The sequence below is a fragment of the Pseudomonadota bacterium genome, from assembly GCA_039033415.1.
In the GTDB taxonomy this organism is placed as follows: Bacteria; Pseudomonadota; Gammaproteobacteria; order Xanthomonadales; family SZUA-38; genus JANQOZ01.
The window spans coordinates 1-24,926 of sequence record JBCCCR010000050.1 but is presented as its reverse complement, the minus strand read 5'-3'; the positions used below and the strand labels follow the sequence as shown (position 1 = coordinate 24,926).

Below are 24,926 nucleotides of genomic sequence, written 5' to 3'. Positions count from 1 at the left end.
GAGCGGGCGTGCAATCGTCAAGCTGCGCCGTCGGTGGGGGTACCCCGCTACCATGTCTTGCCACCGAGCAGTTCGCCGGCGACGCCTTTGAACGGCAGCACTTCCCAGGTATCCCAAACGCCCGCAGCGAAGTAGGGGTCAGCCTGAAAAAGCGCCACCGCCTCAGCTTCGCTCGCCGCGCGAAAAATCAGCAGGCTGCCCTGCGTGGGGTCGCCGGGCTCAGCACCAGGACAGGGCCCGGCCAGCACCAGGTGCTCGAGCACCGACTCGATGTGTTTAAGATGAGCAGCCAGGTGCTCGTCGCGCAAAGCCTGCGCGCCCTTAGCATCGCGACAATAGAACACGTAGTCCATTTTCTCTCTCGTCAGGTGTGCGCCGCCGGCGTGCCCGTCAGCAGGCCCGCCAGCGCAAAAACGTGCTCGTCACGCTCGCCCATAGCCCTTAAGGCTCGAGCAAGGTCGATCACGTAATCCACATTGTTTCCGCTTGGGCCGCTGCTGCGGGCCATTTGCCGCGCTATGGTCTCATCCGGGGCCGGCCCGAGAAAGGCCGGGTTCTCCGGCGGAGCGAGATAGGTCATCCCGCTTTTGATCTCACCGTTTTTGAGAACAATCGGTAGTCGAAAGCGCTCGTAGCCGTTCTTCTCGCGGTAGTCCAAGGCCTGGAGCACGCTGTGTTCCACTCGGTAGACCACCCCGCCGCAACGCGCACCCTGCGCCGGGGCGAGCGTCAGCACGCGTCCCGGGGCGTCCGGCGTGCCTCGGTGATCGTGAGATCCTTGCCAGAATCGCCGCTCCCAGCCGTCGATCCAGGCCGGATGACGCTCGACGTAGGGAAAATCTACCCGGAAGATTAGCGACCCGTAGCCAAACACCCACTCGTCGCCTGTCTGCATCCCGCTGTCGTCGGACTGTGCCATCGGCCAATATTGCAACATAATCACGGGTCATGAGGGGGAAAAAAGAACAGGAATTCGAAGCGCTTTGGCAGCGCCATGGACCGGGGGTTCGAGCACGCCTCGTCAACCAGCGGCTCCTGGACCCCGCGATCGACGTCGACGACATCGAGCAGGAGGTCAGAATTCGCCTGTGGCGAGTGCTGCAGACTGAGACACAGGTCAACCATGCTGCGTCCTATCTGAGAACCGTCGTCAACAGTGCCCTGATCGACGCGGTTCGCCGCGCCCAGGCGCGCGAGACCAGTCGCCGGGGCGGAGAGTTCAACGAGCAGATGCATACAGGCACCAACAACGAAGGCCTCGCCGACCCGGTGCAGGGCCAGCAGCGGATGCAGGAATTATCGGCCGCCGCCGAATCGGCACTCCAGTCGATGAGCGCCAACCGCCGACGCGCGGTGTCGCTGCGCCTTCACGGACTGGCGGTCAACGAGATCGGCACGCTGTGCGGCTGGTCCAGCGCGAAGGCCCGTAATCTGGTGTACCGTGGCCTGGAGCAGCTTCGCAGCGAGCTTGGCAAGCGAGGAATAAACCTTGAAAGTTAGTCAGGAGGAGCTGTCCAGGCTGATCGGCCAGCGGGACACCCATGCGCCGACCGCCGAGGAGCTGGCAGCATTAGTGGACCAGACCCTTCCACCTGAGCGGCGGGAGGCTCTGCTCAATCACCTGGAACGCAACGCGGAGAGTGCCCGCGCCGTCGCCATTGCGCTGGAGCCCGATTCAGCTTCGCCTGGCGGCGCGCAGCCGCGCTGGCTGGCCGCGGCCGCCGCCGCCGTGGCAGCGGTTGCGCTGGCGTCTTTCCTTTTGCTTGGCGGTGAACCTCCGCAAGATACGCTGCGTGCGGCTCAAACCGAGCTCACGCCCTCCCCCGGGGCGGTTGTGCAGGACGCGACCGCGCTCTTCAGCTGGCCCCTGCCAGCCGATCGTGCCCTGCGACGGGTGCGGCTGATGAACGCTTCCGCCGAGACGCTTTGGTTGTCTGACCTGACCAGCCCCCCGCTGGACCTGCCGCAGCAATTCGCCGCGGGTGAGGACAATACCTACCTGTGGCAGCTGGAGGACGCCAGCGGGGCTGTCGTCGCCGGTCCCCAATGGTTTCAGATTCCGTGACCGGCGCGCCGCGGCAGCGGCTGCGGCCTGCTCTGTTGATCCTGCTGGCCCTGACCGCCGTCCCGCTTAAGGCGGCGGTGCTGGTGTTGGACGTACAGTCAGGGCAGGCGGCAGCGCAAGCCGGAATCGTGCCCGGCGACGTGCTGCTGAGCTGGGCACGCCAGAGTGAACAGCGACCGCTCGACTGGCCTCTCGACGTGCTGCTCGCCGAAGAGGCTGGCAGCCGCCTGAGCGGCGGTGAGTTGACCGTCAAACGGGGCACCGAGTCGCTGACGCTGAACCTTGAACCGGGCGTCTGGGGCATGACAACCGGCCCGCTGGCGGCTGACACCACCCCGCGAGCCGAGCTGCTGCGGCGCATCCCCGAACTGACCGCGGGTAATCTCGAAACGTTGCTGCCGGACGTAAGCGTCTTGAGCGACCCAGCGGCACGCCTGGCGGTGCTGTGGCAGGCGGGGGACCACTTCCGGCGGCAGCGAGACCTGGCCAGCGCTGAACGGCCGTGGACGCTCGCGCTGGCCGCGACAAACGCGCCGGCTCAGGTTGCTCTGCTCAAGGCGAGGCTGGGGGAAGTATTGACCGCCGACGCCCGGCTGGATGAAGCGCTGTCCTATTTTCACCAGGCCCTGGAGTTTTGGCAGGACCTGCCGGCGCCGCAGCACGAGATGCAGCTGCATACCCGGATGGGATTTACCTACTTCGACCAGCGTCAGCTGCCGGCGGCGGAAGCGGCCTTCACCGAGGCGATCGCGGTGATCCGTAATACCCCTGCCCGCCAGCCTCTCGCGGCGTCAGCGCTCCGGGGACTCGGGCAGATCAGCTCCATCCGGGGGCGCTTCGACGAGGCGATCACCCTTGGTAACGAGGCGCTGGAGCTGGCCCGCGACTTCGCTCCCCATACCATCGTCGAAGCCAAGGTCATCAATTTCCTCGGCTATACGGTCGCGCGCACCCATGACGTCACCGATGGAGAGGCACTGATAAGAGAGGCCATTGCGCTGGCTGATGAGCTGGAACCAGGCGGGGTCAATTCGGCGGGCTTTCGCAACAATCTCGCGTTTATCTACTACCTGCGCCAGGATTACGGCTTTGCCCGTTCGCTTTACGTCGAAGCCCTCACGCGATTTGAGGCCAGGAATCCGGTCAGCCCGGTGGTTGCGCGGACCCGTTACAACATTGCCCTGACCCTATCCCGTCAGCAGCGCCATGCAGAGGCCGCTGAGATGCTGGCTACGGTGCTCCAGCTTCAGCGACAGCTTGTCCCCGGCACCGAGGACGAGGCCCGAACGCTGCACAGCCTGTCCTTCACGTATGAGGCCGCGGGCGACATGGCCAAGGCGATTGCCAACGAGCTGGAGGCTGTGGAGCTATACCGAGAGATCCTGCCTGACAGCTACCTCACGGCAACGGCACTTCACAAGCTGGGGCAGCTGTATTTGCGTAGTGGCAACTTGGCCGCTGCAGGATCAGGGCTTGAAGAGGCGCTCGAGATGGCTCGACGAATCTTCCCGGAAAGCCAGCTGCACGCCGAGGCCGCCTTTGACCTGGGCGAGCTACACAGCGGCGAGGGTAGTCCCGCGCTGCCGCTTTATCGAGAGGCGGTGGATATTGTTGAATCCCTGCAGGCCAGACTCGGCGGCGGCGACGGCGCGGTCAGCCGGTTTCGAGACTACTACGGACACTTCTTCCGCCGGCTGATCGAGGCGGAGCTGGAGGAAGGCAATACCGGCCCCGCATTTGCGGTTTCCGAACGCTACCGGGCCCAGAGTTTTCTTGCCGTGCTCGGATCGCGCCCCGCAGCCCTGACCAGCCGCTTGCCGGAGGACATGAAAAGGCAATGGCAGTCAGCACAATCGGACTACGAAGCAGCGCTCAAGGCCGCGGCCGAGGCAGGGCCGGACGGGGACCTCGCGATGCTGGCTCAGACCGTACTCGATGCCCGTCAGAAATGGCGCAGCACCGGTGATGAGCTGCGCAGCACGGGGGAGGCCGGTGCCGTGATTGCCCCTCAGGCGGCAACGCCGGCCGAAGTGGCGAAGTCTCTCGGTCCTGGGCACGTGCTGATCAGCTACGTGTCGCAGCCTGGGCACACCGACACCTTCCTGATCGACGCTGACGGGCAGCTCAGCCACCACCAGCTGCCTCTGTCGCGTCAGGAGCTTGCCAAATCTGTCGGTCAGCTTCGGGTCCTGATGGCTGTCCCGGACATGGGGGCGGCCGGAGAAGCGGCGCTCAAAAAACACCTTGAGGACCTGGGCGAAGACCTGATCGCCCCACTCCTGCCGGTGCTGGGCGATGTGTCGAGACTGATTGTGGTTCCCGACGGTGAGCTGTGGCTGACGCCCATCGCAGCGCTGATCGTCGAGGACGCGTATCTGCTGGAAAGGTTTGAGGTGCAGCTCGGGTGGTCTGCAACTGCTTTTCAGCAGGAGCGCCCGCCCGCAGATGAGGAAACGCTGCTGGCCTTCGCTGATCCGGGCGCATTGACCGGCCCGGACAGCGGTTCAGATCTGACTCGGGACGTTGTGCCCCGCAACGGTTCGTCGCTGCCCGGTGCGCGCCGGGAGGTTACCCAGATTGCGCGCCACTTCCGGGAACCCGAGCTGTTTCTTGACAGTCAGGCCAGCGAAAGCAATTTCCGCAAGGGTGCCGGCGGTGCCGATGTGCTGCATGTGGCTGCACATGCCGTGACCCAGGTCGACCCACCCATGGAGTCCTACCTTCAGCTTAAGGGTGATGAACAGCATGACGGGCGACTGATGGCCTGGGAGGTGCTGGAAAACCTGGATCTGAAGGCGCAGCTGGTCACCCTTTCAGGCTGCGCTACGGCGCTGGGTGAAGGCGCTGGCGGTGAAGGCCTGATGGGGCTGACCCGGGCCTTTGGCGTAGCCGGGGCTCAGCGCGTCCTGGCCAGCCTGTGGCCGGTGTCAGACCGCGCTACCGCGGGCCTCATGACGTCTTTCTACGAGCATCGAGCGGCGGGCATGGACGACGTGCAGGCATTGCGCCAGGCGCAGCTGGAGTTTCTCCGCCCATCGCTCATCCAGCGCCTGCGCAGCGGCTTCGACAATTCCCAACGTCACCCCTTCTTTTGGGCGGCGTTCTCCCTGTACGGCGCGCGCTAACGTCCTCATGCCATCCGGTAGCCGCTGAACCCCAGATTTTCGCGCACTGTGCTCGCCGGGTATTCCTTGTGAAACAAGCCGCGGCGCTGCAGCTCGGGCACCACAAGCTCCACAAAATCGGCGTAGGCTCCGGGAACGTGGCTGGCGCCGACGACAAAGCCATCACAGGCTTTTTCGGTGAACCACTGTTCCAGGCCGTCTGCCACCTGCTTGGGTGAACCGATGAAGTTTGGCGCTTCTTTGATTGTCCCCCGCGCGCTGAATTTCACAAACTCCGCGACGGTCGGGTTGGCCTTGCCGGACAGCTTGACGACCCGGTCACGAATCGAGCGCAGGCCGCCGATGGCGTCGAGCTCCTCGTCGCTGAAAGGCTCGTCCAAGCCCTTGCTGCCAAAATCAAAATTCAACGCCTCAGATAACAGCGCGAGGCCGTCGATGGGCTCGGCCAGCGACTCGATCAGGGCCGCCTTGTCCTCGGCCTCCGCCTGCGATTCGGCCACAATCGGATAGATGAGCGGAGCGATACGGTAAGAATTGGGGTCCCGATCCGTGGCGAGGGCCTGGGCCTCGATTTCGCCGTAGACACGTTTGGCAAAGTCCAGGTTGGGGAAGATGGCAAAAATCAGCTCCGCCCAGCGCAGCGCAAACTCCCGACCGCGACCGCTTTGACCCGCCTGGATAATGAGCGGGTGGTCCTGTGGAGTGCGCGGCACCGTATGCGGGCCGCGTGAGCGGAAATAGTCGCCGACGTGATCCAGCCGCGACACTTTCTCCGGGTCCGCAAACTCGCCGCTGTTGCGATCCAACGTTAACGCGTCTGCCTGCCAGGCGTTCCAGTGCCCCAGCACCACCTCCATATACTCGTCCGATCGATCGTAGCGCGTGTCGTGAGCAATCGAGCCTGTAGCGCCCATGTTGAACGCTTCAGAATCGTTCAGGGAGGTCACCACGTTCCAGCCGGCACGGCCGTTGCTCAGGTGATCCAGCGTGGCAAACGACCGCGCGACGTGAAACGGCGGGTAGTAGGACGTCGACATGGTGGCCCCAAGGCCGAGCCGCGATGTGCCGGCCGCCAAAGTCGAGAGCACCACCAGCGGATCGAGTTTGACGACCCTCACGCCATGCCGGACCGACTCGGCGTGGCTCCCTTCAAAGATATCGGGCATGGCCAGGCGGTCATCGAAGAACATCAGCTGGAACTTTCCGGCCTCCAGCGTTTTAGCGATGCGCTGGTAATATGGCAGCGTCAAAAAGTCATGGGCCGCCTCAGGGTGGCGCCAGGACGCCGCATAGTTGGAGCAGTTCTGCGCCTGAACAAAACCTACCAGCGCCATCGATCGCGTCATCGGTGTCTCCCTGCCTGTTCTGTGCCAGTATAGTTAAATGTCCGGACATTTAAAAACAGCCAGCCTAATCGGCGTGGTTTGCGTCTCGCTGGGCGCGCTGCTGCTGTCGGCCAAAGGCATTGTGGCCAAGCTCATGTACGACCAGGGAGCCGACGCCACGATTGTGGCTGGCGTCCGCTCGGTGCTGGCCATCTTTGGCTTCTGGGCCTGGGCGCTGTGGCGCACCGGCGCGGAGCGGATGCTGTCGGTGCAGCCCGCGCACCTGTGGGCCGCCCTGGGCATGGGGTTTGCGTGCTACTACGTCGGCGCTTACGTGGACTTTTACGCGCTGACGTTGATCGACGCGTCGCTAGAGCGCGTCATTCTCTTCAGCTATCCGATCCTGATCGTGAGCTATGAAATCCTCCGCACCCGCAGGCTGCCCTCTCCTACCGTTGGCTGGTCGCTAGTGCTGACCTATCTCGGGGTGCTGCTGGCAGTGGGGGCGTTCGACGGCAACCTTCTCAAAGGGAATCTAGCCGGCGCTGCGCTGGTGCTGATTTCGGCGGTGGGTGTTGCCGCATTTTACCTGGTGAACGGCAAGGTCGCGCCGGTCATGGGTGCCCTGCAGTTCACCACCTGGGCCATGACCGCGGCGGGCCTGGGGTTTGGCGCCCATCTGGTCGTGTTTGCAGACTTCACGCTGCTCGCGGACCTGGACACGGAGTTTTGGTGGCTCATGGGGTTGATGGTGATCGGCGTGACGGTGCTGCCGCTGGTGCTGATGGGCCAGGGGGTCGCGCGCATCGGCGCCACGCGCGGCGGCATGATCAGCACGCTGGGCCCCGCCGCCACCGTGATTCTGGCCTATCTCTTTCTCGACGAAATCATGCACCCGCTGCAGCTTCTGGGCAGCGCCATGATTGTGCTCGGCGTTTGGGTGCTCGAACGGCGGCGGTCGGCAGATACGTCCGCCACGTGATCCCCTAATGCTTGTCGAGAAAGGAGAAAAGGATTTCGCAGAAGGCGATCTTCTGCTCCTTCCCAGCTACGACGTGCGCAACTTCCGGCATGTCGACGCCTTCGGCGTTGGGCAGCAGTGACTCGATCTCCCTGGTGTACTTCGGTGTGGTAATCACGTCCATGCCCGAATGCACCATGAGCGTGGGGGCTTTGACCTGACTTAGCTGGTTGCGTACATCGTGGCTGATGCACGCGTCCACGAGGCGGGCGTGGGCCGTCTCTCGCCCGATCAGCTCAGACCAGGGCCCCTGCTCACCGAGCAGCCGGTCGCGGTTTTTGTTGTAGAAGTCGTTGCGGAAGGAAAAGACGCATACAAGCTTTTGAAAGGCCGCAAAGCCCATATCCCGATGGACGTCCCTGAACAGCTCCAGCTGATCCTGCAGCATTGGATCCACAGCGGCCCAGCAGCCCATGTTGACCATTGACCGGACCAGCTCAGGTCGCTGGATCGCGACCTCCTGAGCCACGCAGGCACCCATACCTACCAGCCCGATGAAGTGGACGTTGCTCCAGCCGAGGTGGTCCAGCAGCGCAATCACGTCTTGCGCGTGCAGCTTCATGGTTGCAGGCTCTGACAGATCGTCCGTCGACTCGCCGATCCCCCGGTAGTCGATGATGAGCGTCTGGTAGCGCTCGGTCAGCCCCTGGGCAAGGTTGCGTTCATTGCCATGACAGTACGTTCCCCAGCCGCCCATACAGATAGCCGGGTCTCCCTCACCGATGATCTCGTAGTACATGTCGTGATTGTTGACGTTGACGATGGGCATGTAGATTCCTTCTTGTTAGTACACGCAGGCCCGACGGTCAGGTTCGGGCTTCAAATCGAAAGTCGCCGGCGCGAGAGAGCATGCTGGGCATCGGTTTGCCCATGACGCCGTCGAGCCACTTGGCTGTCTCAAGAACGGTTTCGAGATCGACGCCGGTCTCAAAGCCGGAGTTGTGCAGGGCGTAGAGCATGTCTTCCATGGCCACGTTGCCGGTTGCCGCCGGCGCAAACGGACAACCGCCGATACCGCCCGTGCTCGCGTCGAGACGCTGTGCGCCGGCATCAGCCGCGGCCAGCGCGTTAGCGATCCCGGTGTTGCGGGTATTGTGAAAATGACAGCGCAGCGGCAGCTCACCGGCCATACCTTGAACATCCTTCACGAGCGCGGTGACCTTGCGAGGCACCGAAACGCCAATCGTGTCAGCCAAACCGATTTCGCTCGGCCCAAACGGCAGACAGGCCTCAAGCAGCCGCAGGACCTGGGCCGGCTCGACGAGACCTTCGAAGGGGCAGCCCCAGGCCGCCGCTAACGTCAGGCTGACCGGCGTTCCGGCGGCGGTGGCCATTTCGCAGACCCGACCGAACGCCGCGACCGACTCTTCCGAGGTCACGCCCTGGTTGCGCTGGTTGAACGTGTTGCTCGAGACAACCACAAAGCCCACCATGTCGCAGCCGGCGTCCAGCGCCCGCTGGCAGCCGCGCTCGTTCAGGGCCAGGCCGATAAAACAGGAGTCGTCCGTTCGGGGCGCGGTGGCCATCAGGTCTTCCGCGTCGGCCATCTGGGGGACGCGCTTTGGATGCACGAAGCTGGTTACCTCAAGCCGCCGAATGCCCGCCTCGAGCGAACGTCGGACAAATTCCGCCTTGTCCGAGGTCGACACAATTTCAAGCTCGGACTGGAGCCCGTCCCTCGGGCCCACTTCAATCACCTCGATGCGACTCACAGTTCTCACTCCCGCAATGCGTCACGAAGGGCGGCAGTATACCTTTTTTAAATGTCTGGACATTTGACTGGGCCGCTGCTGGAACGGTATACAACACAGTCTTTTCTATGGGGTAGAACGATGTCACAGGCGTCAGGACCAAGCGGGCCGCTGAAAGGGCTGCGCGTAATCGAAATGGGCACGCTGCTCGCGGGGCCTTTTTGCGGACAGCTGCTGGGTGACATGGGCGCGGAGGTCATCAAACTCGAGGCACCCGGCGTCGGGGATCCGATGCGCGTCTGGGGCCAGGAAAAAGCCCACGGCAAGTCACTCTGGTGGCCGGTTGTGGCTCGAAATAAGAAATCGGTCACCGTGAATCTCCGAGTACCCGAAGGTCAGGCCATCGTGCGCGAACTGGTTGCTCAGGCGGATTTTGTGCTGGAAAACTTCCGCCCCGGGACTATGGAGAAGTGGAATCTGGGATACCAAGAGCTCAAGGCGATCAACCCCGGCATCATCATGATCCGAGTTTCCGGCCAGGGACAAACCGGGCCCTACTCGAAGCGCGCCGGCTACGGCTCCATCGGCGAGGCGATGGGCGGTCTTCGTTACGTGTGCGGCGACCCCTCAACGCCCCCCAGCCGCATGGGTATCAGCATAGGCGATTCCCTAGCAGCCACATTTGCCACGGTGGGCGCGCTCGCGGCGCTGCACCACAAGAACCAGACCGGCGAAGGCCAGATCGTGGATTCGGCCATCTACGAGGCGGTGCTCAACATGATGGAGTCGCTGATCACCGAATACGACAAGACCGGCTATGTTCGCGAGCGCACCGGCGCCATCCTGCCCAACGTCGCCCCTTCGAACGTGTATCCCACGGCAGATGACAAAATGATTCTGATCGCCGCCAATCAGGATACGGTGTTCCGACGCCTGGCGGCCGCCATGGGGCAACCGCAGCTGGCCGAAGATGAGCGGTACTCAACGCACGCCGCTCGGGGCGCCGTGCAGATAGAGCTGGATGAGATGGTGTCGGAGTGGACGCGAACCCAAGACGCCGACACGTTGGTCAGCCTCATGGAGGAACACGGGGTTCCGGTGGGCAAAATCTATCGCGCGCCGGACATGCTCGAAGACCCTCACTTCAAGGCCCGGGAAGCGATCATCAAGGTCATGCATCCGGAGCTGGGTGACCTCCAGATGCAGAATGTGGCGCCAAAGCTGTCTCTGACGCCTGGAGCCGTGCACAGCCCTGGGCCTGAGCTCGGCCAGCATAATAAGGATGTGTTGACGGGCATGCTCGGTTACACCGACGACCAGCTTTCGGGTATGACCGAACAAGGCGTGATTTAAACCCGCGAGGTCCTGCGGCATACTGGTGTCACTTTCTCCTGACAATCGGTCGTCTATGGCACCTGGCATCAGCGCTATTGCTGCATACATTCCTCCCTATCGGGTCGATCTGGCGAAGTGGTGTGACTGGTACGGCCACTCGGCAGGCAAAATCCAGGCGGTTGTGGGCAACAGCTTCCGCGTCCGCGGGCCCAGGGAGAACGTTTACACCATGGCCGCCGAGGCCGCGCTGCGGCTGATCGTCAGAAATCAAATCGACACAACCAAGATTCGCTTCCTCGCGCTCGGCACCGAATCGAGCACCGACAACTCGGCCGGTGCGGTGGTGGTCAAAGGGTTGCTGAACCAGGTCCTGCCCCAGCTTGGGCTGGAGCCGATCAGCCGCCACTGCGAGGTGCCGGAGTTCAAGCATGCTTGCCTCGGCGGCGTTTATGGCCTGAAGAGTGCGGCGCGCTTTCTGGCGTGTGAGCCGGAGGACAGTCTGGCGCTGGTGATCTGCGGGGACGTTGCTGAGTACGCGCGAGGCAGCAGCGGCGAGCCCACGCAGGGCGCCGGGGCCGTGGCTATGGCGCTCAGCGCAAAACCGGCGCTGCTCGAGCTGCTCCTGCCCTGGTCCGGCAGCGCCTCGGACTATCGCCTGATCGACTTCCGTAAGCCGATGAGCCAGGCCAGCAGCCGGGCCCCGCGACCCTTCGGGCAAAGCCGCGACTTTCCGGTTTTTAACGGTCACTACTCCACCAGCTGCTATCTCGACGCCACGCTGACCGCGATGCGGGATTTGTGGCGCCGCCGTGGCCAGGCGCCCAAGAGCTATATGGAGTCGCTGGCTGGCGTCTTTATGCACCGACCCTACCGCCGGATGCCGGAAACCGGGCTGGCGATTTCCGTGTTGGGCGCCATGGCCGCCGACGATGAAGCATTCGCTGCACTGACCGCAGCCGCCGCTGAGGCCGGCGTCGACGCAGCGGAGCTCAAACGTGAGCTTCTGGCGACGCCAGACCTGCTGGAACTGGTGGCGGACAGTCGACTGAACGATGACCCTTATCCGCTGGCCATGCAGGTCATACGGGCGGTCCGCAAGACCGAGTTGTTCAACACCTACGTGGGCCGACCCCTGACGCTGGGGTCAGAGCCGATGATGGAAATCGGCAACCTTTACACCGCCGCACTGCCAGCCTGGCTCGGCGCTGGCCTTGAGGAGGCCGCCGGCCCCGGCCCTTTGGCGAGCGAGCCGGCCGCGAAGCTCCAAGCGGGCGACGAAATCTTGCTGGTGGGCTACGGCAGCGGTGACGCCGCCGAGGCCATTCCCGCTCGAATGGTTGAGGGGTGGCAGCAGGCCGCCAGCCGCATCGAGTTCCGAGGAACGCTGGCTGACGCCATTGACCTGACGCAGCATCAATACGAGGTGCTGCACGATACCGGCGACTGTGAGGGGCTGAGGCCTCCGCCGGCGGCCCGCTTCCTGCTCGATCGTATCGGCCAGCGCGACGATCCAGAATTTGCTGACGCCGGGGTGGAGTATTACCAGGTAACCGCCCGCACCGAGCCTCAAGGTTCCGCCCGCAGCGCCTGAGGCAGGCCCGGCGCCCACACATCGTGACTAAGAACACCTCGGACCTGCTCCGCCAGTACAGTACAGATGTCCTGGATCCGGACTCGCCTACGCCGCTGTACCATCAGCTTTTCACCATGCTGCGCGACTGTATTGTCGGCGGCGTGCTGAAGGACGGCGAGCGAATGCCATCAGAAAAGGAGCTGGCCGAATCCTTTAACGTGTCGCGCATCACCGCGCGCCGCGCGCTGCATGATCTGTCCACGCGTAACCTGGTCGCGCGCCATCGGGGGCGCGGCACGTTTGTCAGCTACCGCTATCGCCCTAAGCCGGTCAACGCGCCCCTGCTGGGCATGCTCGAAAACCTGGAAATGATGGGTCGCGCCACGCGGATCAAGGTGCTTGGACTGCACTTCGCTTTTCCGCCGGCCCCCATCGCCGACCTGTTTGATCTGCCGGAAAAGCAGAAGCTTTGTCAGATCGTCCGCGTACGAAGCGCCGGCAGCATGCCTTTCGCCTACTACGAGTCTTGGACGTTAGGCCTGGAGAAGGAGGACGTATCGCGCAGCGAGCTGGTGAATCGCACGCGACTGGAGCTGCTGCGGCAGGCGAATATCAACATCGACCACATCGAACAAACGCTGACCGCCAAGGCGGCCTCACCTCAGGAGGCAGACGCTCTGGGCATCATGCCGGGCAAACCGCTGTTGATGCTGGTACGTCGCTCGTTTAGCGCAGCCGACCAGCTGCTCGACCACCTCTACGCCGTCTACAACCCGGACCGCTTCCAGTACCACATGACGATGTCACCCGACGGGACCGCCGAAGTCAAAGCGCACTAGGCCACTTAGCAAGCGGCCATGGTATTGGCAGCCGAGCATAGACGGAGGAGATAGACTGGCTAGTTTCACCCCACAATTCTTTGGCAAGGACAACCGACTCTACGGGGTCTATCACGATGACCCTGCCGTCGCTCCTACTGGTACCGCGGCATTGATAGTTCCGCCCTTCGGGCAGGAACACATGCGGTGTCACAAAACACTGCAGAAGCTGGCAATGGATCTGGCCAAGCGCGGCATACCGACTCTGCGCTTCGATCTCTCAGGCAGCGGCGACTCCGCCGATCACGCAGAGGTGTCAATCGATACATGGTGCGAGGACACCATGCAATCCGTCCAGCACATAAAACGGCTAGCAGGCTGTGATCGGCTGACAATTATTGGCGTCCGCCTCGGTGCGGGCATTATTGCCAGCCTGAGGCTCAAAATCGATCAAATTGTTTTTTGGGATCCAATCTTAGACGGGGCGTCCTACCTGAATGAAATTGATTTGCTCCACGATCGCCTCCTCGAAAGCCCGCTATACGGCCGGCCGGGCCGGCGGCGCAATGTACATGACCCGGAAGAACGAATCGGTTTCTCGATCCCCAGCGGGCTTAGAGAATCGCTCAGAGACCTCCGTGCTCACAAGAGACCCACCGCAAGGACGTCAAGGGGATTATGGATCGCAGCTGAGGACACCGGTTGCGGGGGCAGTTTTACAAATTTTAATAGTTCGTACTCGGGCGAGTGGTCGACTATCAGCCTGGATGTGCCATGCTACTGGCACTCGGTGGAACATCTGGAAAAGGTCCTAATGGGCCAACCAGTGGCCCGAAAAATCCTGCAATTCACTGCTGAAGGCACCAGCGTTGGAACAAGCGATACGATTCGGTCGTAGCGACCATCTCACGGGTGTGCTGAGCACACCGGCGTCCGATCATTCCAAGGTTCAGCATCCCATTATTGTGATACCCAACGCGGGCTTCGTTCATCACGTTGGTCCATTCAGGCTGCACACTTACCTAGCCCGGGCATTAAGGGAGGCCGGCCTCAGCTCATTCCGGTTTGACTTGTCGGGCCTCGGAGACAGCGCCTCTCCGGGCGGACGTCAACAGGTTTCTGAGCGAAAAAATGCCGACCTCGTCGACGCCATGGATATGTTGTCCGATCGGATTGGCTGCACGGATTTTTTTATGGTCGGGCTATGCTCCGGCGCGAGCGATGGCCATCGGGTGGCTCTAGTCGATTCCCGTGTTGCGGGCGTTGTCATGATCGACCCGCCGGCCTATCCAAATCGGTGGTTTTTCGTCCGCAAGGCCCTAAACCCTTTTCGGGTAGTCCGGGTCTTCGCGAGAACAATACGCCAGCGAACTAGACTCTCCTCAGTCGCGGAGAGTGAGCCAGCCGCCCAGCCGATAAGGATCCATAAGCCGCTGCCGGCCGACGAGTTTGCCTCACAGCTCGAGCACAATGTCGTGCGAGGCGTCCGCTACCTTTTCATCTATCTGAATCGCCAGGACTACAACCACCGAAGCCAACTTTATAGCTTGCTGACTCCGGACACTCCCCGACAATCCATTCAGGTGATTTATGAGCGGAAATTCGACCATACGCTGATCTTCAAAGCCGACCGTGTCCGGGTAGCCGAACACGTGGTGAACTGGGCGCTTAATCTTCTCACCACCCACGCAGGCAGGGAGGTTGCGTGAAACAATTTTCTACGATAACAGTCTCTGAGACCCTGAGACCATTTGCGGGACAGCAACAATGACCACGCCACGAGTCACCATCGTCATCTCGCCTCGCGAGCGCTTCAGCCTAAGCGAGAGAGCTCTGGACGCCATTTATGAGCACACTTCGCTGCCTTTTGATCTGATCTATGTGAGTGGCGGACTCCCGCCCCAGGTGCTGACAATGCTCCAGCGGGCCTCCGCGGACAAAGGATTCGAACTCATCCATAGCCGGCGATTTCTCGCGCCGAACGAAGCCAGAAATCTCGCGATCCCAAAGGTAAAAAGTGAATACGTCGTGTTTTTGGACAACGATGCCCTGGTAGCACCCAACTGGCTTGAGCACCTGCTGGCATGCGCGGAAGAAACTCAGGCCGCGCTGGTCGGACCGCTGTACATGATTCACGAATTTGAGCGGGCCACCATTCACATGGCCGGAGGTCGCCTCACGCCCATGGAAGAAGACGGGCGCAAATATCTGATCGATGAACAGTATCTTTACGACACGCCCGTCGCCAAAGCCGATATGCGTTTAAAGCGCCGAAAGGTCGAATACGTTGAATTCCACTGCATGCTCGCGCGAATGTCCCTGTTTGACCAGATCGGTCTTCTGGATCCAAAACTCTACAACCTTCACGAAGAGCGAGATTTCTGTCTTGCCGCTATCGAAGCCGGCGGCGAGGTCTATATTGAACCGCGATCTATTGTGACCTACGTACCGCCGCCACCGTGCCAGTGGTGGGATCTGCCGTACTTCATGCTTCGTTGGAGCGAGGAATGGAGCGTTTCGAGCGTAAGGCTGTTCAACAAAAAATGGGACGTCGCGGGTGTTCGGCATATCAGCGACAAGAACCACGTTTATGAAGAAGGAACCGTGATCGGATTTGCCAGTGCGTGGCGCGCACGCGTAGCCGGACATCAGTTCAGCAACGAGCATGCCGACCCAATTGGCCCTCTGGACCAGGCTCGACTGATGGTGGCACTCCTCGCCTCGGTAGATCGGCAGTACTATTCAATGGATGTCGACGGGAAAAACTCCGACGAAAACAGTTCGCAGAAATCCGTTCCGACACCCGACATCATTTTCAGACTTTCGGAGCTGAATGATCCCGATTTCGCCTACAAAGCCACGCTGTCGCCGCTTCGTAGACCGATCGGCGAACAGCCTATCGTTGTGAGAACTAAGGGTTTGCAACCTGAGGCCATGAACGAACTTTCCGACTATGCGTTTATGGTAAATAAGGCGCCAGACGACACCTATGAGTGCTGGTTTGCCCTGGCCAACGCACCTCAACACATCGCTGGGCAAGAACCAATAACCACACCGGTCACCTTGGCCGGCGCGGTGACAGCTGATGGGGATCACAGGCTTACTCTCATGCAAGGCCATGTGGGAAAAATCTTGTCTGAGCGCGATTTGAGCGACGCGTCGCTGCTGGATGCTATCGCCCGAGGAGATCTTTACTGATGGACAAATCGACACTGTCAGCCAACCTGGTGATCGCCGCCAACTTCACCGTCGAGCCCATCGACGCGGCGTTGTCTTTTTGGAACAACGAGCTTGAGCTGTGGTCGTCTCAGGAATACGCCCCGTTTGATCAGCTCTTCCAGCAGTTGCTAGACCCCGCCAGCGCGCTTGCCTCGGATCGATCTGCGACCAAGGTGATTTTGCTGCAACCTGAAAGATGGCTCGCTGGTGGCGATGTCGAGCGAGCCACCAGTGATTTCTGCGGTGCCGTCGAGACCTTTGTACAAAGCGGCCAGGAGAACGTTCTGCTGATCATTTGCCCTTCGTCAGCACCGGAAAACAGGGAACAGTCCAACCTCGTCGCGGCGGAGCGGCAGATTACTGAGGCCTTGTCCGGTTTAAGCGCCCTCACGTTGGTTTCTGGCACATCTGTTCAGGAGCACTACCAGGTTACTCAAATCTCCGATCCGCATGGATCACGGATCGCAGCTATCCCTTTTTCGGCGGACTATTTCGCTGCCCTGGCGGCGACGATCGCCCGATATGTTTGGCACCAGCTCGTTCCTGACAAAAAAGTCCTGGTCTTGGACTGCGACGACACACTCTGGGGCGGATTGTGCGGCGAGCTTGGTCCTGATGGAATCGTCCTCGAAGAACCGCACTTGGCTTTGCAGGAACATGCCAAAAGCTGCCGTCAGGCTGGAATGCTCGTCTGCCTGGTCAGCAAAAACAACGAGGCAGACGTTTTGGCGGTGTTCGAGCAAAATTCGGGAATGGTACTCAGCCTGGATGACGTGACCGCTCACCAGATCGGCTGGGGGTTGAAATCGGACTCAGTCACTCAACTCTCCGAAATCCTCGGGCTTGGGCTGGACAGCTTTATCTTTGTCGATGACGATCCGATGCAGCTGGCAGAGGTGTCTCGGGTACATCCTGAGGTGGTGACACTGGTGCCGCCCCAGACAAACGGTAAACGGTTCTGGAGTCATTTCTGGCCAACCGACTCATCAGTCAGGACCGAAGAGACTCTTCGGCGTACCGAATCGTATCGAGAGCACGCCGCGCGCGAATCATCGCGTGCCCAGACCCTGAAATCAGGGGCCACCTTGGCGAACTTCATTGCGAGTCTTGAGCTAAGAACCGAACACCGTCGCCTGGGCTCGGAGGATCTCAGCAGGGTATTCGAACTGTCGCAGCGTACCAATCAGTTCAACACCAACGCACTCAGGCTGTCCGAGCCTCAGCTTGCTGCCGCGTCGAAGGACCCAGCAACCATTTGCCTGACCACCCGCGTGAGCGACCGCTTCGGAGACTATGGACTGGTTGGTTTGATCCAAGGCGTCGTAACCGCAAAAACCCTGCACGTGACTGAGTTTCTGCTTAGCTGCCGGGCTTTGGGGCGCGGCGTAGAGCATTCGATGGTGGCCGAGCTAGCCAGGTTAGCTGGCGAACGCAGCGTCTCGATCATTACTTTTGCCTTTACCGATAGCGGTCGCAATGTACCGGCGCTCGAATTCTTGACCAAGCTGGTCGGAGTCGACAACTCGACGGGCAGCGACTTTACCGTGACCTGCGACCAGGCGGTTGGCTGCCGATTTGAGTCTGAGGAAAGCCGGCCTGCTGAGCGTGAACTGCAGACTGCAACACCTTCAGTTCAAACTGATCCAGGAAACCGTAACCGCACCAGGAACCCCGACTTCCTAACGCACGTTGCCGGATCGCTGGCAACAGGTGAACAGATACTGAACGCCTTCATAAGGACCAACACTGCCGCATCACCCTCGTCTGCCAGCGAGGCCTCGGATATTGAATCACTGCTGACTAAAGCTTTCTGTGGACATCTGGGTCTAAACGAAGTGGACCGAGAGGAAGGTTTTTTCGATCTGGGCGGACATTCACTACAAGCGGTTCAGATTCTCTCAGAGATGAGCGCCGCGGCTAACGTGGAGCTCGACCCGACACTGCTGTTCACGACAAATTTCTCCATTGCCGAGCTTGCCGAAGAAATCGAGTTTCAGGACACCACCGGAAACCAGCCCGTTGGGAGCGTCCTTGACCAGCTGTCTGCGCTGACCGATAGCTGACGCGGGCCGAACGGTTGCACGTCCTGCTCTATTGCTCCGGCTCGGCCGGAGACATACTGCCTTTCGTCCGGATCGGCGGGAGCCTGGTCCAAAGAGGTCATAGTGCAACCCTCGTGACGCACGCGGGGTATGAGGCGCTCGCTGAAAAAACCGGCCTCGGTTACGCTCCGATTGACAGCCCACGCCAGTACGCTGAATTCCTGTCCAACGTTTCAGCCCTCAATACGCCTGGTGGTATCGGAAGGTTTCTCAAGGATTTTTCACTTCCGCTCGCCGAGGCGACGGTTCGGGCGCTGGAATCGAACATCGAAAGCGATAGCCTTCTAGTCAGTTGCCCTACTTTCGATGTCCCCGCTCGTTTGACTGCAGAGCGCGCCTGTCTGCCGCTGACGTGGTTGTTTATCGCGCCAGTACAAGTTGCCTCCTGGAATTTGAGGTCAAAGATTCGGCTTGCCATGTTTCGAGATTTGCTGGGCGAACCCATCGGTAAACTCCGGATGAAACTGGAGATGCCATCGATTACGGACTGGGAGTCCTGGCTCGGGTATTCGAACTCATCGATTGGTCAGTGGCCACGCTGGTTTGCCGAACCAACCGAAACGTGGCTGCCAGGCGTGAAACCGATCGGTTTTTTGGCGGACGGCAAGGCAGAACGCGTTCAGCTGGAGCCGGAGGTCCAACAGTTTCTTGCTGATAATCCAGCGCCAGCGCTCATCACCGGCGGTACCGGAGATTACCTGGGCGAGTCATTTTTTTCGGCGGGCCTTAGGTCCGCACGTCAGAATAAGGTTCCGGCGATTGTGGTAACTCGGTATCCAGACCGGGTTCCACCCGCGGGCAGTGATGTGCTGATAACGGAGAAAGCCCCTTTCGGGCTACTCATGCCCCAGTGCCGCTGCGTCATCCACCATGGCGGACTCGGCACGCTAGGCGCTGCGGCAGGCGCAGGAATTCCGCAGCTGATTCTGGCTTTTGGGGCGGACCGCCCCGACAACGGAAAGCGCGCAAGCGAACTAGGTATCGGTCAAATGGTTGAGATGCGGAACTGGAAGACCGAACAGCCAACGCTTTTGCTGCAAGAGTTGCTGACCAGCCAGAGCACGAGGTCTGGTTGCGAGGAGATTCGAAAGCTGACTTACGAAGAACAAGTAGGTTTTCCCGGAGTCGCGGAGCTGGAGGCGTTTGGTAAGCATGGAATCCAGAAGTAAACCTGGAAGACCGGATCAGCAGAGGGCCTGTTTACCGCACTACACCCAGTAGCTTTTTGCACAGCGGCTAAGCTGCAAGTGCCAGGCAAGACAACCAGCCTTGCCGATACCTAGCTGAAGCGAAAGCCAGCCCCGAGTCGCCGCTATGCCAAAAGCGGTTCTCGCAAAGGGCAACCCAGCGATTACCAAAACAGCCGTAAACACCAGGCGAGCAGCCCCTGCTCCGTCCAACCTCCGCATGAGAATCACTCCTCAGAAACCAACAGGCATTCGCGCTTACCGCGCGAAGCCTGCGGCATCGGCGTTTCAGTAATTTTTCGGACAGATTCCCGACTTGCACGCCTATAGCTAGAGGTGAACGCCCATTTAACAAAACATATATGTATACTTGACAAACACAAACGTGAATGTCGGAATGTACGGCGTGGGGTGCCTTTGCGGGCTCATTCGGGCGCCTTCCCTTTCACAGCGAGGTACGCAGTATGAAGATTGTCCAATCCCTCGGATCAGCCGTTTTGTTAGCGCTTCTGGCCTCCGGCACCCAGGAGGCACGTTCTCAGGACGGCGCCGAAGACGAGGAAATTATTGATGTGGTCGTTGTTACGGCACGGAAGCGAGAGGAGTCGATTACCGACATTCCGATTTCCATCACGGCATTCAGCGCAGAGGACATCGAGGCAATCGGCATGCAGAGCATCGCTGACCTGCCTGCCGTAACACCAGGCTTTGTCTATGAAAAATTTGCGGGCATTCCGGGGCGTTTCGACAACAGCCCAAGATTCCGGGGGATCTCCGTCAACTCCCTGGCGCCGAGCCGTCAAACCGCTTCGGTCTTCATTGACGGTATCTTTGTTTCCAACGGCATTCAGGGGATTGGCCTTGAAGACGTTGAACGGATTGAGGTCATCAAAGGCCCTCAGTCTGCTTACTTTGGACGCCTGACGTTCGGAGGCGCCGTTAACTACGTCACCAAAACCCCCGGCGAAGAATTTAAAGGGCGGATTTCCGCGATGGCAGCAGATCGCAGCGACTATCAGGTCCAGGCCAGCGTCGAAGGCCCCCTGGCAAGCTGGGTTAAAGGTCGCCTCAGCGTTTCGTACCGGGACAAAGGCGGTCACTACCGCGCTGAGAACGACGGCACCGAGCTCGGTGCTGAGGAGACTTCAGCCATCGGCGGGACGCTGTTCTTTACGCCGAGTGACAACCTGGAAATCAAGCTGCGAGGTTATTACTACGAGAACGACGACGGCGCTCCGGCCTACACGTTCTCAGGCCTCGATGACCACAACTGCGGCCCTTTCGGCGGCACGGACACCACCATCTGTGGAGACGCGCAGATCACGCCGCTGCGTTTCAACTCAGACGTATCGGACGGGCTGCGCGATCGACTGCTGAGCCTGCCGTCCGTCCTGGGCCCAAACCGAACCCAGATTGGCCTGGAGCGGGAGTCGACGCGGCTCAGCCTGCAGTTCAACTACGACATTCCGGGCACGAGCATGACGGTGAGCGGATTGTTTGGCAGCAATGATGAGGAAGTACAGCTGCTGCGCGATGCAGATGATTCCTCAGACGAAGCGTACTTTTCGTTTGCCAACCGCAAGTTTGAAGACGACAGTCAGGAGCTTCGGTTGTCGGGTCTGAACTTCGACGACCGGCTGCAGTGGTCGATCGGCGTCAATCATTTCGAACAGGATTTCGCCAACAACGGCACCTTCATTGTTCCGCCGCTGGGCTTTCTCAACTTCAACGCGGCGCCTGCGCTCGAAGCGATCAGCACCACGGGCATTTTCGGCAGCCTGATTTACGACCTTACCGATACGGTGACCATCACGCTGGAAGGCCGTCAGCAGAAAGACGAAGTTGATGACGACGGCAACACAGACGACATGGTGCCGCCCGAGAGCGTGGAGTTCGACAATTTCCTTCCCCGAGCTATCGTCGAGTGGCAGGCGACGGAAGATGCCTTGCTCTACGCCAGTTTTTCTGAGGGTAACCTGCCTGGCGGGTTTAATGCCGAAGTTGCCAATCTGTCGGACGCACAGCTCGCTGAGCTTCGGGCGATTCAGAGTGACGCATCCGCCGCCTTTCGCGAGGAGCAGCTGGACAATATCGAGCTCGGTTGGAAGCAGGTTTGGAACAATGGGGCCGGCGTAACGACCCTGGCGATCTTTAACATGGAGCGAACCGACCAGACCTTTCGACGCGCGGATATCGTGAGCGACCCGAACGACCCCACCGGTGTGCAGCAGGTCGACTACTTTATCAATGCGGGAAAGTCGGAGGTTAACGGGCTGGAGTTTGAGGGGGACTACGCCTTCACGGAGGGCTTTTCGATGGGCGCAACGTTGGCATACATCGATTCTGAGTTTAAGGTCTTCAACTCCGGCGTCCATGCCGAGGTCTTTGGATCGCCGGACGCCAGCGGCCGCCGCGCGGAGCGGTTCCCGGAATGGAGCGGCTCGGTGTCGGCGTCCTTCAACGGCAAATTTTCCAACGGTCTGGATTGGTTTGCCCGCACGGACGCCTTCTATCAAGGCGAGCGATTCGCCGATGAGATCAATCTGACCACGGCTCCGTCCGGGTACCAGATCAACCTGCGCGCCGGCATTCGAACCGACAACTACCGGATCGAAGCGTTTGTGACTAATCTGACCGACGATGAAACGCCAACGGCCATCAACCGATTCCGTGACCTTTCTTTCGATACGTCGTTGTTCGATTTTAGTACGCTTGGTTATCAGCTCGGTCTGCGGGATCGCAGGCAGGTCGGCATCCGCGCAACTTACGAGTTCTAGCGCAGCAGGTCACTGAGTCAGAACGACGATGAGTCATAAGCTTAATTTGCAGGCCGCCGCTACGGCGGCCTTATTTTTACTGGCGACGACGGGCGTCGGCGCGCAGCCGTTTAAGGATTGTTCCGACTGTCCGGAAATGATCGAGATCCCTTCTGGTACGGCAACGCTGGGGGCAGAGCCGTATGAGGCGAACACTAAGCCGGGCGACCTCCCGCTGCGAGAGGTCTCGATCGCGTATCGGCTTTCCGTGGCGAAAACCGAGGTGACGCAGGCCCAGTACCGGGCGTTTATGGAAGCGTCAGGGCATCAGATGAGCCAGCTCGGCTGCAACACCTGGAACGTTAACCGGATTATGGGTTATGTGCGCGCCCACAGCTGGGAAGCGCCAGGTTATCCCCAAAACGACAGCCACCCGGTAGTCTGCGTGAGCCACGAAGACGCCACCGCCTATGCGAGCTGGCTCGCGGAAAAGACCGGAAAACCTTACCGGCTACTGTCGTCGACCGAGTTTGAGTATGCGCTTCGAGCAGGGACGCGAGGGCCCTGGTTCTGGGGTCTTAGCAACGCGGACGCTTGCCAATATGCCAACGTCGGAGACAACACCTTCCGGCGGCACTTTGAATACGCTCCGGTTTTTCACTGTGACGACGGCTATCTGCAGACGGCGCCCGTCGGGAGCTTCGAACCCAATCCCTGGGGGCTCCACGATATGTTGGGCAATGCCTGGGAATGGACCGACGACTGCGTGCACCGACAAAGCAAGGCGATGCCTCTGGACGGGCGAGCCTGGCTGGCGGAGGACAACGGTGACTGCAGCCGACGAACGCCGCGCGGCGGCAGCTGGGTGTCAGGGACCGACTGGGTGCGAGCGGCGGCACAGGCGGGAGATGGCGCCGGCTATCACAGCCAGATCTTGGGTTTTCGGGTGGCGTTGACGCTCAACGGCGACTAGCACCTTCGGGTGCCTGAAGCCGGGAGCAGCGCCGCACCGCATCGGCCGAGCGGCGATCGGAAGAGTTTTATCGAACCGTTCACTCCCCAAGCTCGCGTGAGCTAACTCTGGGCAGGGTAACGTCGGCGAATTACGAGTAGGTGCACCACAACTAAGACTCGAAGAACGTCCAGCAAGGGCGGTTATACTCGACGTCGTTATGGCAACGGCAGAGTCTACAACCGGATATGCAGCGCCTCGCTGGGCGCAGGTTGTCAGTCGCCTGACCGATCATCTGGTTTGCGATTTTCTCGGCGGGCCAAGGCCGTGGAAGTTTGCGTGGGTCATCAATTTCCAGAAGGCCGGCACCTTCATCTTTCTGCTGAGCCTGATGGTCTGGTACGGCAACTACTCGACCGACGTCTGGATCTACACGGCCATGCACGGCAGCTACGGCCTGGTTTGGATACTCAAAGACGTGGCGTTTCCGGATCCCGGCTGGCAGCGTCGCATTACCATCGGCGGCGGCATCATGGCCTTTGTGGGCGTTCTCGGCTGGTACTGGGTTTTCGGCTGGATGCTGATTTCCGGCGCCGCCCAGCCCGACTATCCTCTGCCTACTGCCGCCTGGTACTGCCTGTGCGTCAGCCTGTGTATCCTGGGCTGCGTCATCATGATTGCGGCTGACGCCCAGAAGTATTTCACCCTGCGCCTGCAGCGCGGCCTGATTACCGACGGCATGCACCGTTACGTTCGCCACCCAAACTACCTGGGTGAGATCATGATCTACGGCAGCTTCGCCCTGATGGTCTGGCACTGGCTGCCCGCCCTCGTCCTCGCCTGGATCTGGCTCGGCGTGTTTGCGGTCAACATGATCATGAAAGAGGCGAGCCTGTCACGCTATCCGGCGTGGGCGGAGTACCGGAAGCGAACCTGGTGGCTGATTCCCTATGTGCTGTGATCGAGATCGGCCAAAGGCTGTCCTCCGGTTGCGTTTCAACAAAGGTCTCTTTTGAGAGTACGACTTATGAGTCAAATGCAAAGCGGCCAAAGACTCCGACAGCTAACCGTCAGATTTGGCGGCGAGGCTCTGCTCATCGTGGTCTCGGTGTTTGTTGCGATCCTGCTCGAAAGTCAGTGGCAGGATCACCGGGAAGCGAAGGAAGCCAGGGAGTCGCTCGCCCAGGTACGGCTGAGCCTGCAGGAAGACAAACGCTTCTTTGACCAGGTAGAGGCGGAACAAAATCGGGCGGCCGAGCAGAGTCGTAAGCTGATCCAGTGGTTTGCTAGCCCGGACACCATTCCTACGGAAGAGGCTCATGCGGTCCTCGAGACGTTCACCATGCCGATCTCTATCTGGCCGCGCCGGGCGGCCTGGAACACGATGGTCAACTCGGGGCAGCTACGGCTACTCAACGCCCCGCAGCTCGTGACGCGAATCGGTGATTACTACGAACACCACTTGCGGCGTATGGAGTACAACGGGCAGCAGTATGATGCCGCGTTTACCGCGGTAGCCGAGGGTTCCATGCGCGAAATCTGGAACTTTCAAAAGCGGGAGCTGCTTATCACCGATCCGGTGCGCCTGATGCAGTTTCGGAACCAGCTGCTTAATGTTGACGACTGGATTCTCTACTATCTTGTGTCCTGAGTTAGAAGTCTGTTGTATTTCAGCGCGTGTCCACAAGGCCCTGGAGTTAGGCGCGAGCCGCCGGCCAGGGTGGTTCCCTGGCCAAGGCTCGCAACGCCGCTCCAGG

The 24,926-nt window shown here is 60.5% G+C and carries 21 protein-coding genes; 16 read left to right on the top strand and 5 right to left on the bottom strand.

Going from position 1 to position 24,926, the window contains the following annotated elements; genetic code table 11:
- Positions 1–47: 47 nt before the first annotated feature.
- Together AAF358_25890 and AAF358_25885 are read right to left on the bottom strand one after the other, a co-directional pair.
- Complete coding sequence (locus tag AAF358_25890) at positions 48–353, bottom strand: YciI family protein (GenBank protein MEM7709007.1); 306 nt, start codon at positions 351–353, stop codon at positions 48–50.
- Positions 354–364: 11 nt separating this feature from the next.
- Complete coding sequence (locus tag AAF358_25885) at positions 365–919, bottom strand: gamma-glutamylcyclotransferase (GenBank protein MEM7709006.1); 555 nt, start codon at positions 917–919, stop codon at positions 365–367.
- Between the two features lie 29 nt (positions 920–948).
- On the opposite strand from AAF358_25885, the gene AAF358_25880 reads away from it, so the two are divergent.
- The 3 genes from AAF358_25880 to AAF358_25870 are packed head-to-tail and all read left to right on the top strand — an operon-like array spanning position 949 to position 5,190.
- Positions 949–1,500 carry an RNA polymerase sigma factor gene (locus AAF358_25880; protein MEM7709005.1) on the top strand — a complete coding sequence of 184 codons (552 nt, stop codon included), beginning with the start codon at positions 949–951 and terminating at the stop codon, positions 1,498–1,500.
- Positions 1,490–2,065: a hypothetical protein gene (locus tag AAF358_25875; GenBank protein MEM7709004.1), complete on the top strand. Its 576-nt coding sequence runs from the start codon at positions 1,490–1,492 to the stop codon at positions 2,063–2,065. Before AAF358_25880 ends, AAF358_25875 begins: the two co-directional genes overlap by 11 nt.
- Positions 2,047–5,190 (top strand): CHAT domain-containing protein, encoded by a 3,144-nt coding sequence (locus tag AAF358_25870; protein ID MEM7709003.1) that lies wholly within the window; start codon positions 2,047–2,049, stop codon positions 5,188–5,190. Before AAF358_25875 ends, AAF358_25870 begins: the two co-directional genes overlap by 19 nt.
- Before the next feature lie 5 nt (positions 5,191–5,195).
- Here AAF358_25870 and AAF358_25865 read toward each other — a convergent pair whose 3' ends face one another.
- A complete protein-coding gene (locus AAF358_25865; protein ID MEM7709002.1) occupies positions 5,196–6,536 on the bottom strand; it encodes an LLM class flavin-dependent oxidoreductase in 1,341 nt (446 codons plus the stop codon).
- Positions 6,537–6,573: 37 nt separating this feature from the next.
- Here AAF358_25865 and AAF358_25860 point away from each other — a divergent pair, with 37 nt between their 5' ends.
- Positions 6,574–7,497: a DMT family transporter gene (locus tag AAF358_25860; protein ID MEM7709001.1), complete on the top strand. Its 924-nt coding sequence runs from the start codon at positions 6,574–6,576 to the stop codon at positions 7,495–7,497.
- 4 nt (positions 7,498–7,501) lie between these two features.
- Here AAF358_25860 and AAF358_25855 read toward each other — a convergent pair whose 3' ends face one another.
- Positions 7,502–8,305 carry an alpha/beta hydrolase gene (locus AAF358_25855; protein MEM7709000.1) on the bottom strand — a complete coding sequence of 268 codons (804 nt, stop codon included), beginning with the start codon at positions 8,303–8,305 and terminating at the stop codon, positions 7,502–7,504.
- 37 nt (positions 8,306–8,342) lie between these two features.
- Positions 8,343–9,248, bottom strand: a complete 906-nt coding sequence (locus AAF358_25850) for a hydroxymethylglutaryl-CoA lyase (GenBank protein MEM7708999.1) — start codon at positions 9,246–9,248, stop codon at positions 8,343–8,345.
- 120 nt (positions 9,249–9,368) lie between these two features.
- Between AAF358_25850 and AAF358_25845 the strand changes: the two genes are divergently transcribed.
- The 12 genes from AAF358_25845 (at position 9,369) to AAF358_25790 (ending at position 24,820) form a co-directional block, all read left to right on the top strand.
- Positions 9,369–10,580: a CaiB/BaiF CoA-transferase family protein gene (locus tag AAF358_25845; protein MEM7708998.1), complete on the top strand. Its 1,212-nt coding sequence runs from the start codon at positions 9,369–9,371 to the stop codon at positions 10,578–10,580.
- 25 nt (positions 10,581–10,605) lie between these two features.
- Positions 10,606–12,153, top strand: a complete 1,548-nt coding sequence (locus AAF358_25840; protein ID MEM7708997.1) for a hydroxymethylglutaryl-CoA synthase — start codon at positions 10,606–10,608, stop codon at positions 12,151–12,153.
- Positions 12,154–12,176: 23 nt separating this feature from the next.
- Complete coding sequence (locus AAF358_25835) at positions 12,177–12,974, top strand: GntR family transcriptional regulator (protein MEM7708996.1); 798 nt, start codon at positions 12,177–12,179, stop codon at positions 12,972–12,974.
- 214 nt (positions 12,975–13,188) lie between these two features.
- Positions 13,189–13,851 (top strand): hypothetical protein, encoded by a 663-nt coding sequence (locus tag AAF358_25830; protein MEM7708995.1) that lies wholly within the window; start codon positions 13,189–13,191, stop codon positions 13,849–13,851.
- On the top strand, positions 13,823–14,662 hold the full coding sequence (locus AAF358_25825; GenBank protein MEM7708994.1) for an alpha/beta fold hydrolase: 840 nt from the start codon (positions 13,823–13,825) through the stop codon (positions 14,660–14,662). The genes AAF358_25830 and AAF358_25825 overlap by 29 nt, the downstream gene beginning before the upstream one ends.
- A 58-nt stretch (positions 14,663–14,720) precedes the next feature.
- A complete protein-coding gene (locus AAF358_25820; protein MEM7708993.1) occupies positions 14,721–16,151 on the top strand; it encodes a glycosyltransferase in 1,431 nt (476 codons plus the stop codon).
- Positions 16,151–18,235: an HAD-IIIC family phosphatase gene (locus tag AAF358_25815; protein ID MEM7708992.1), complete on the top strand. Its 2,085-nt coding sequence runs from the start codon at positions 16,151–16,153 to the stop codon at positions 18,233–18,235. Before AAF358_25820 ends, AAF358_25815 begins: the two co-directional genes overlap by 1 nt.
- A 455-nt stretch (positions 18,236–18,690) precedes the next feature.
- The gene (locus AAF358_25810; protein MEM7708991.1) at positions 18,691–19,443 is read left to right on the top strand and encodes a nucleotide disphospho-sugar-binding domain-containing protein; all 753 of its coding nucleotides are present in this window, start codon (positions 18,691–18,693) and stop codon (positions 19,441–19,443) included.
- Positions 19,444–19,925: 482 nt separating this feature from the next.
- On the top strand, positions 19,926–22,238 hold the full coding sequence (locus AAF358_25805; protein MEM7708990.1) for a TonB-dependent receptor: 2,313 nt from the start codon (positions 19,926–19,928) through the stop codon (positions 22,236–22,238).
- 28 nt (positions 22,239–22,266) lie between these two features.
- Complete coding sequence (locus AAF358_25800) at positions 22,267–23,190, top strand: SUMF1/EgtB/PvdO family nonheme iron enzyme (protein ID MEM7708989.1); 924 nt, start codon at positions 22,267–22,269, stop codon at positions 23,188–23,190.
- Positions 23,191–23,389: 199 nt separating this feature from the next.
- The gene (locus AAF358_25795; GenBank protein MEM7708988.1) at positions 23,390–24,130 is read left to right on the top strand and encodes a DUF1295 domain-containing protein; all 741 of its coding nucleotides are present in this window, start codon (positions 23,390–23,392) and stop codon (positions 24,128–24,130) included.
- A 66-nt stretch (positions 24,131–24,196) separates the two neighbouring features.
- On the top strand, positions 24,197–24,820 hold the full coding sequence (locus AAF358_25790) for a DUF6090 family protein (protein MEM7708987.1): 624 nt from the start codon (positions 24,197–24,199) through the stop codon (positions 24,818–24,820).
- Positions 24,821–24,926 lie beyond the last annotated feature (106 nt).

Bases quoted from the DNA above. Each gene is read 5' to 3' on its own strand.
- AAF358_25890 (MEM7709007.1), bottom strand. From the start codon at position 353: ATGGACTACGTGTTCTATTGTCGCGATGCTAAGGGCGCGCAGGCTTTG.
- AAF358_25885 (MEM7709006.1), bottom strand. From the start codon at position 919: ATGGCACAGTCCGACGACAGCGGGATGCAGACAGGCGACGAGTGGGTG.
- AAF358_25880 (MEM7709005.1), top strand. From the start codon at position 949: ATGAGGGGGAAAAAAGAACAGGAATTCGAAGCGCTTTGGCAGCGCCAT.
- AAF358_25870 (MEM7709003.1), top strand. From the start codon at position 2,047: ATGGTTTCAGATTCCGTGACCGGCGCGCCGCGGCAGCGGCTGCGGCCT.
- AAF358_25865 (MEM7709002.1), bottom strand. From the start codon at position 6,536: ATGACGCGATCGATGGCGCTGGTAGGTTTTGTTCAGGCGCAGAACTGC.
- AAF358_25860 (MEM7709001.1), top strand. From the start codon at position 6,574: ATGTCCGGACATTTAAAAACAGCCAGCCTAATCGGCGTGGTTTGCGTC.
- AAF358_25855 (MEM7709000.1), bottom strand. From the start codon at position 8,305: ATGCCCATCGTCAACGTCAACAATCACGACATGTACTACGAGATCATC.
- AAF358_25845 (MEM7708998.1), top strand. From the start codon at position 9,369: ATGTCACAGGCGTCAGGACCAAGCGGGCCGCTGAAAGGGCTGCGCGTA.
- AAF358_25830 (MEM7708995.1), top strand. From the start codon at position 13,189: ATGGATCTGGCCAAGCGCGGCATACCGACTCTGCGCTTCGATCTCTCA.
- AAF358_25820 (MEM7708993.1), top strand. From the start codon at position 14,721: ATGACCACGCCACGAGTCACCATCGTCATCTCGCCTCGCGAGCGCTTC.
- AAF358_25815 (MEM7708992.1), top strand. From the start codon at position 16,151: ATGGACAAATCGACACTGTCAGCCAACCTGGTGATCGCCGCCAACTTC.
- AAF358_25810 (MEM7708991.1), top strand. From the start codon at position 18,691: ATGTTTCGAGATTTGCTGGGCGAACCCATCGGTAAACTCCGGATGAAA.
- AAF358_25805 (MEM7708990.1), top strand. From the start codon at position 19,926: ATGAAGATTGTCCAATCCCTCGGATCAGCCGTTTTGTTAGCGCTTCTG.
- AAF358_25800 (MEM7708989.1), top strand. From the start codon at position 22,267: ATGAGTCATAAGCTTAATTTGCAGGCCGCCGCTACGGCGGCCTTATTT.
- AAF358_25795 (MEM7708988.1), top strand. From the start codon at position 23,390: ATGGCAACGGCAGAGTCTACAACCGGATATGCAGCGCCTCGCTGGGCG.
- AAF358_25790 (MEM7708987.1), top strand. From the start codon at position 24,197: ATGAGTCAAATGCAAAGCGGCCAAAGACTCCGACAGCTAACCGTCAGA.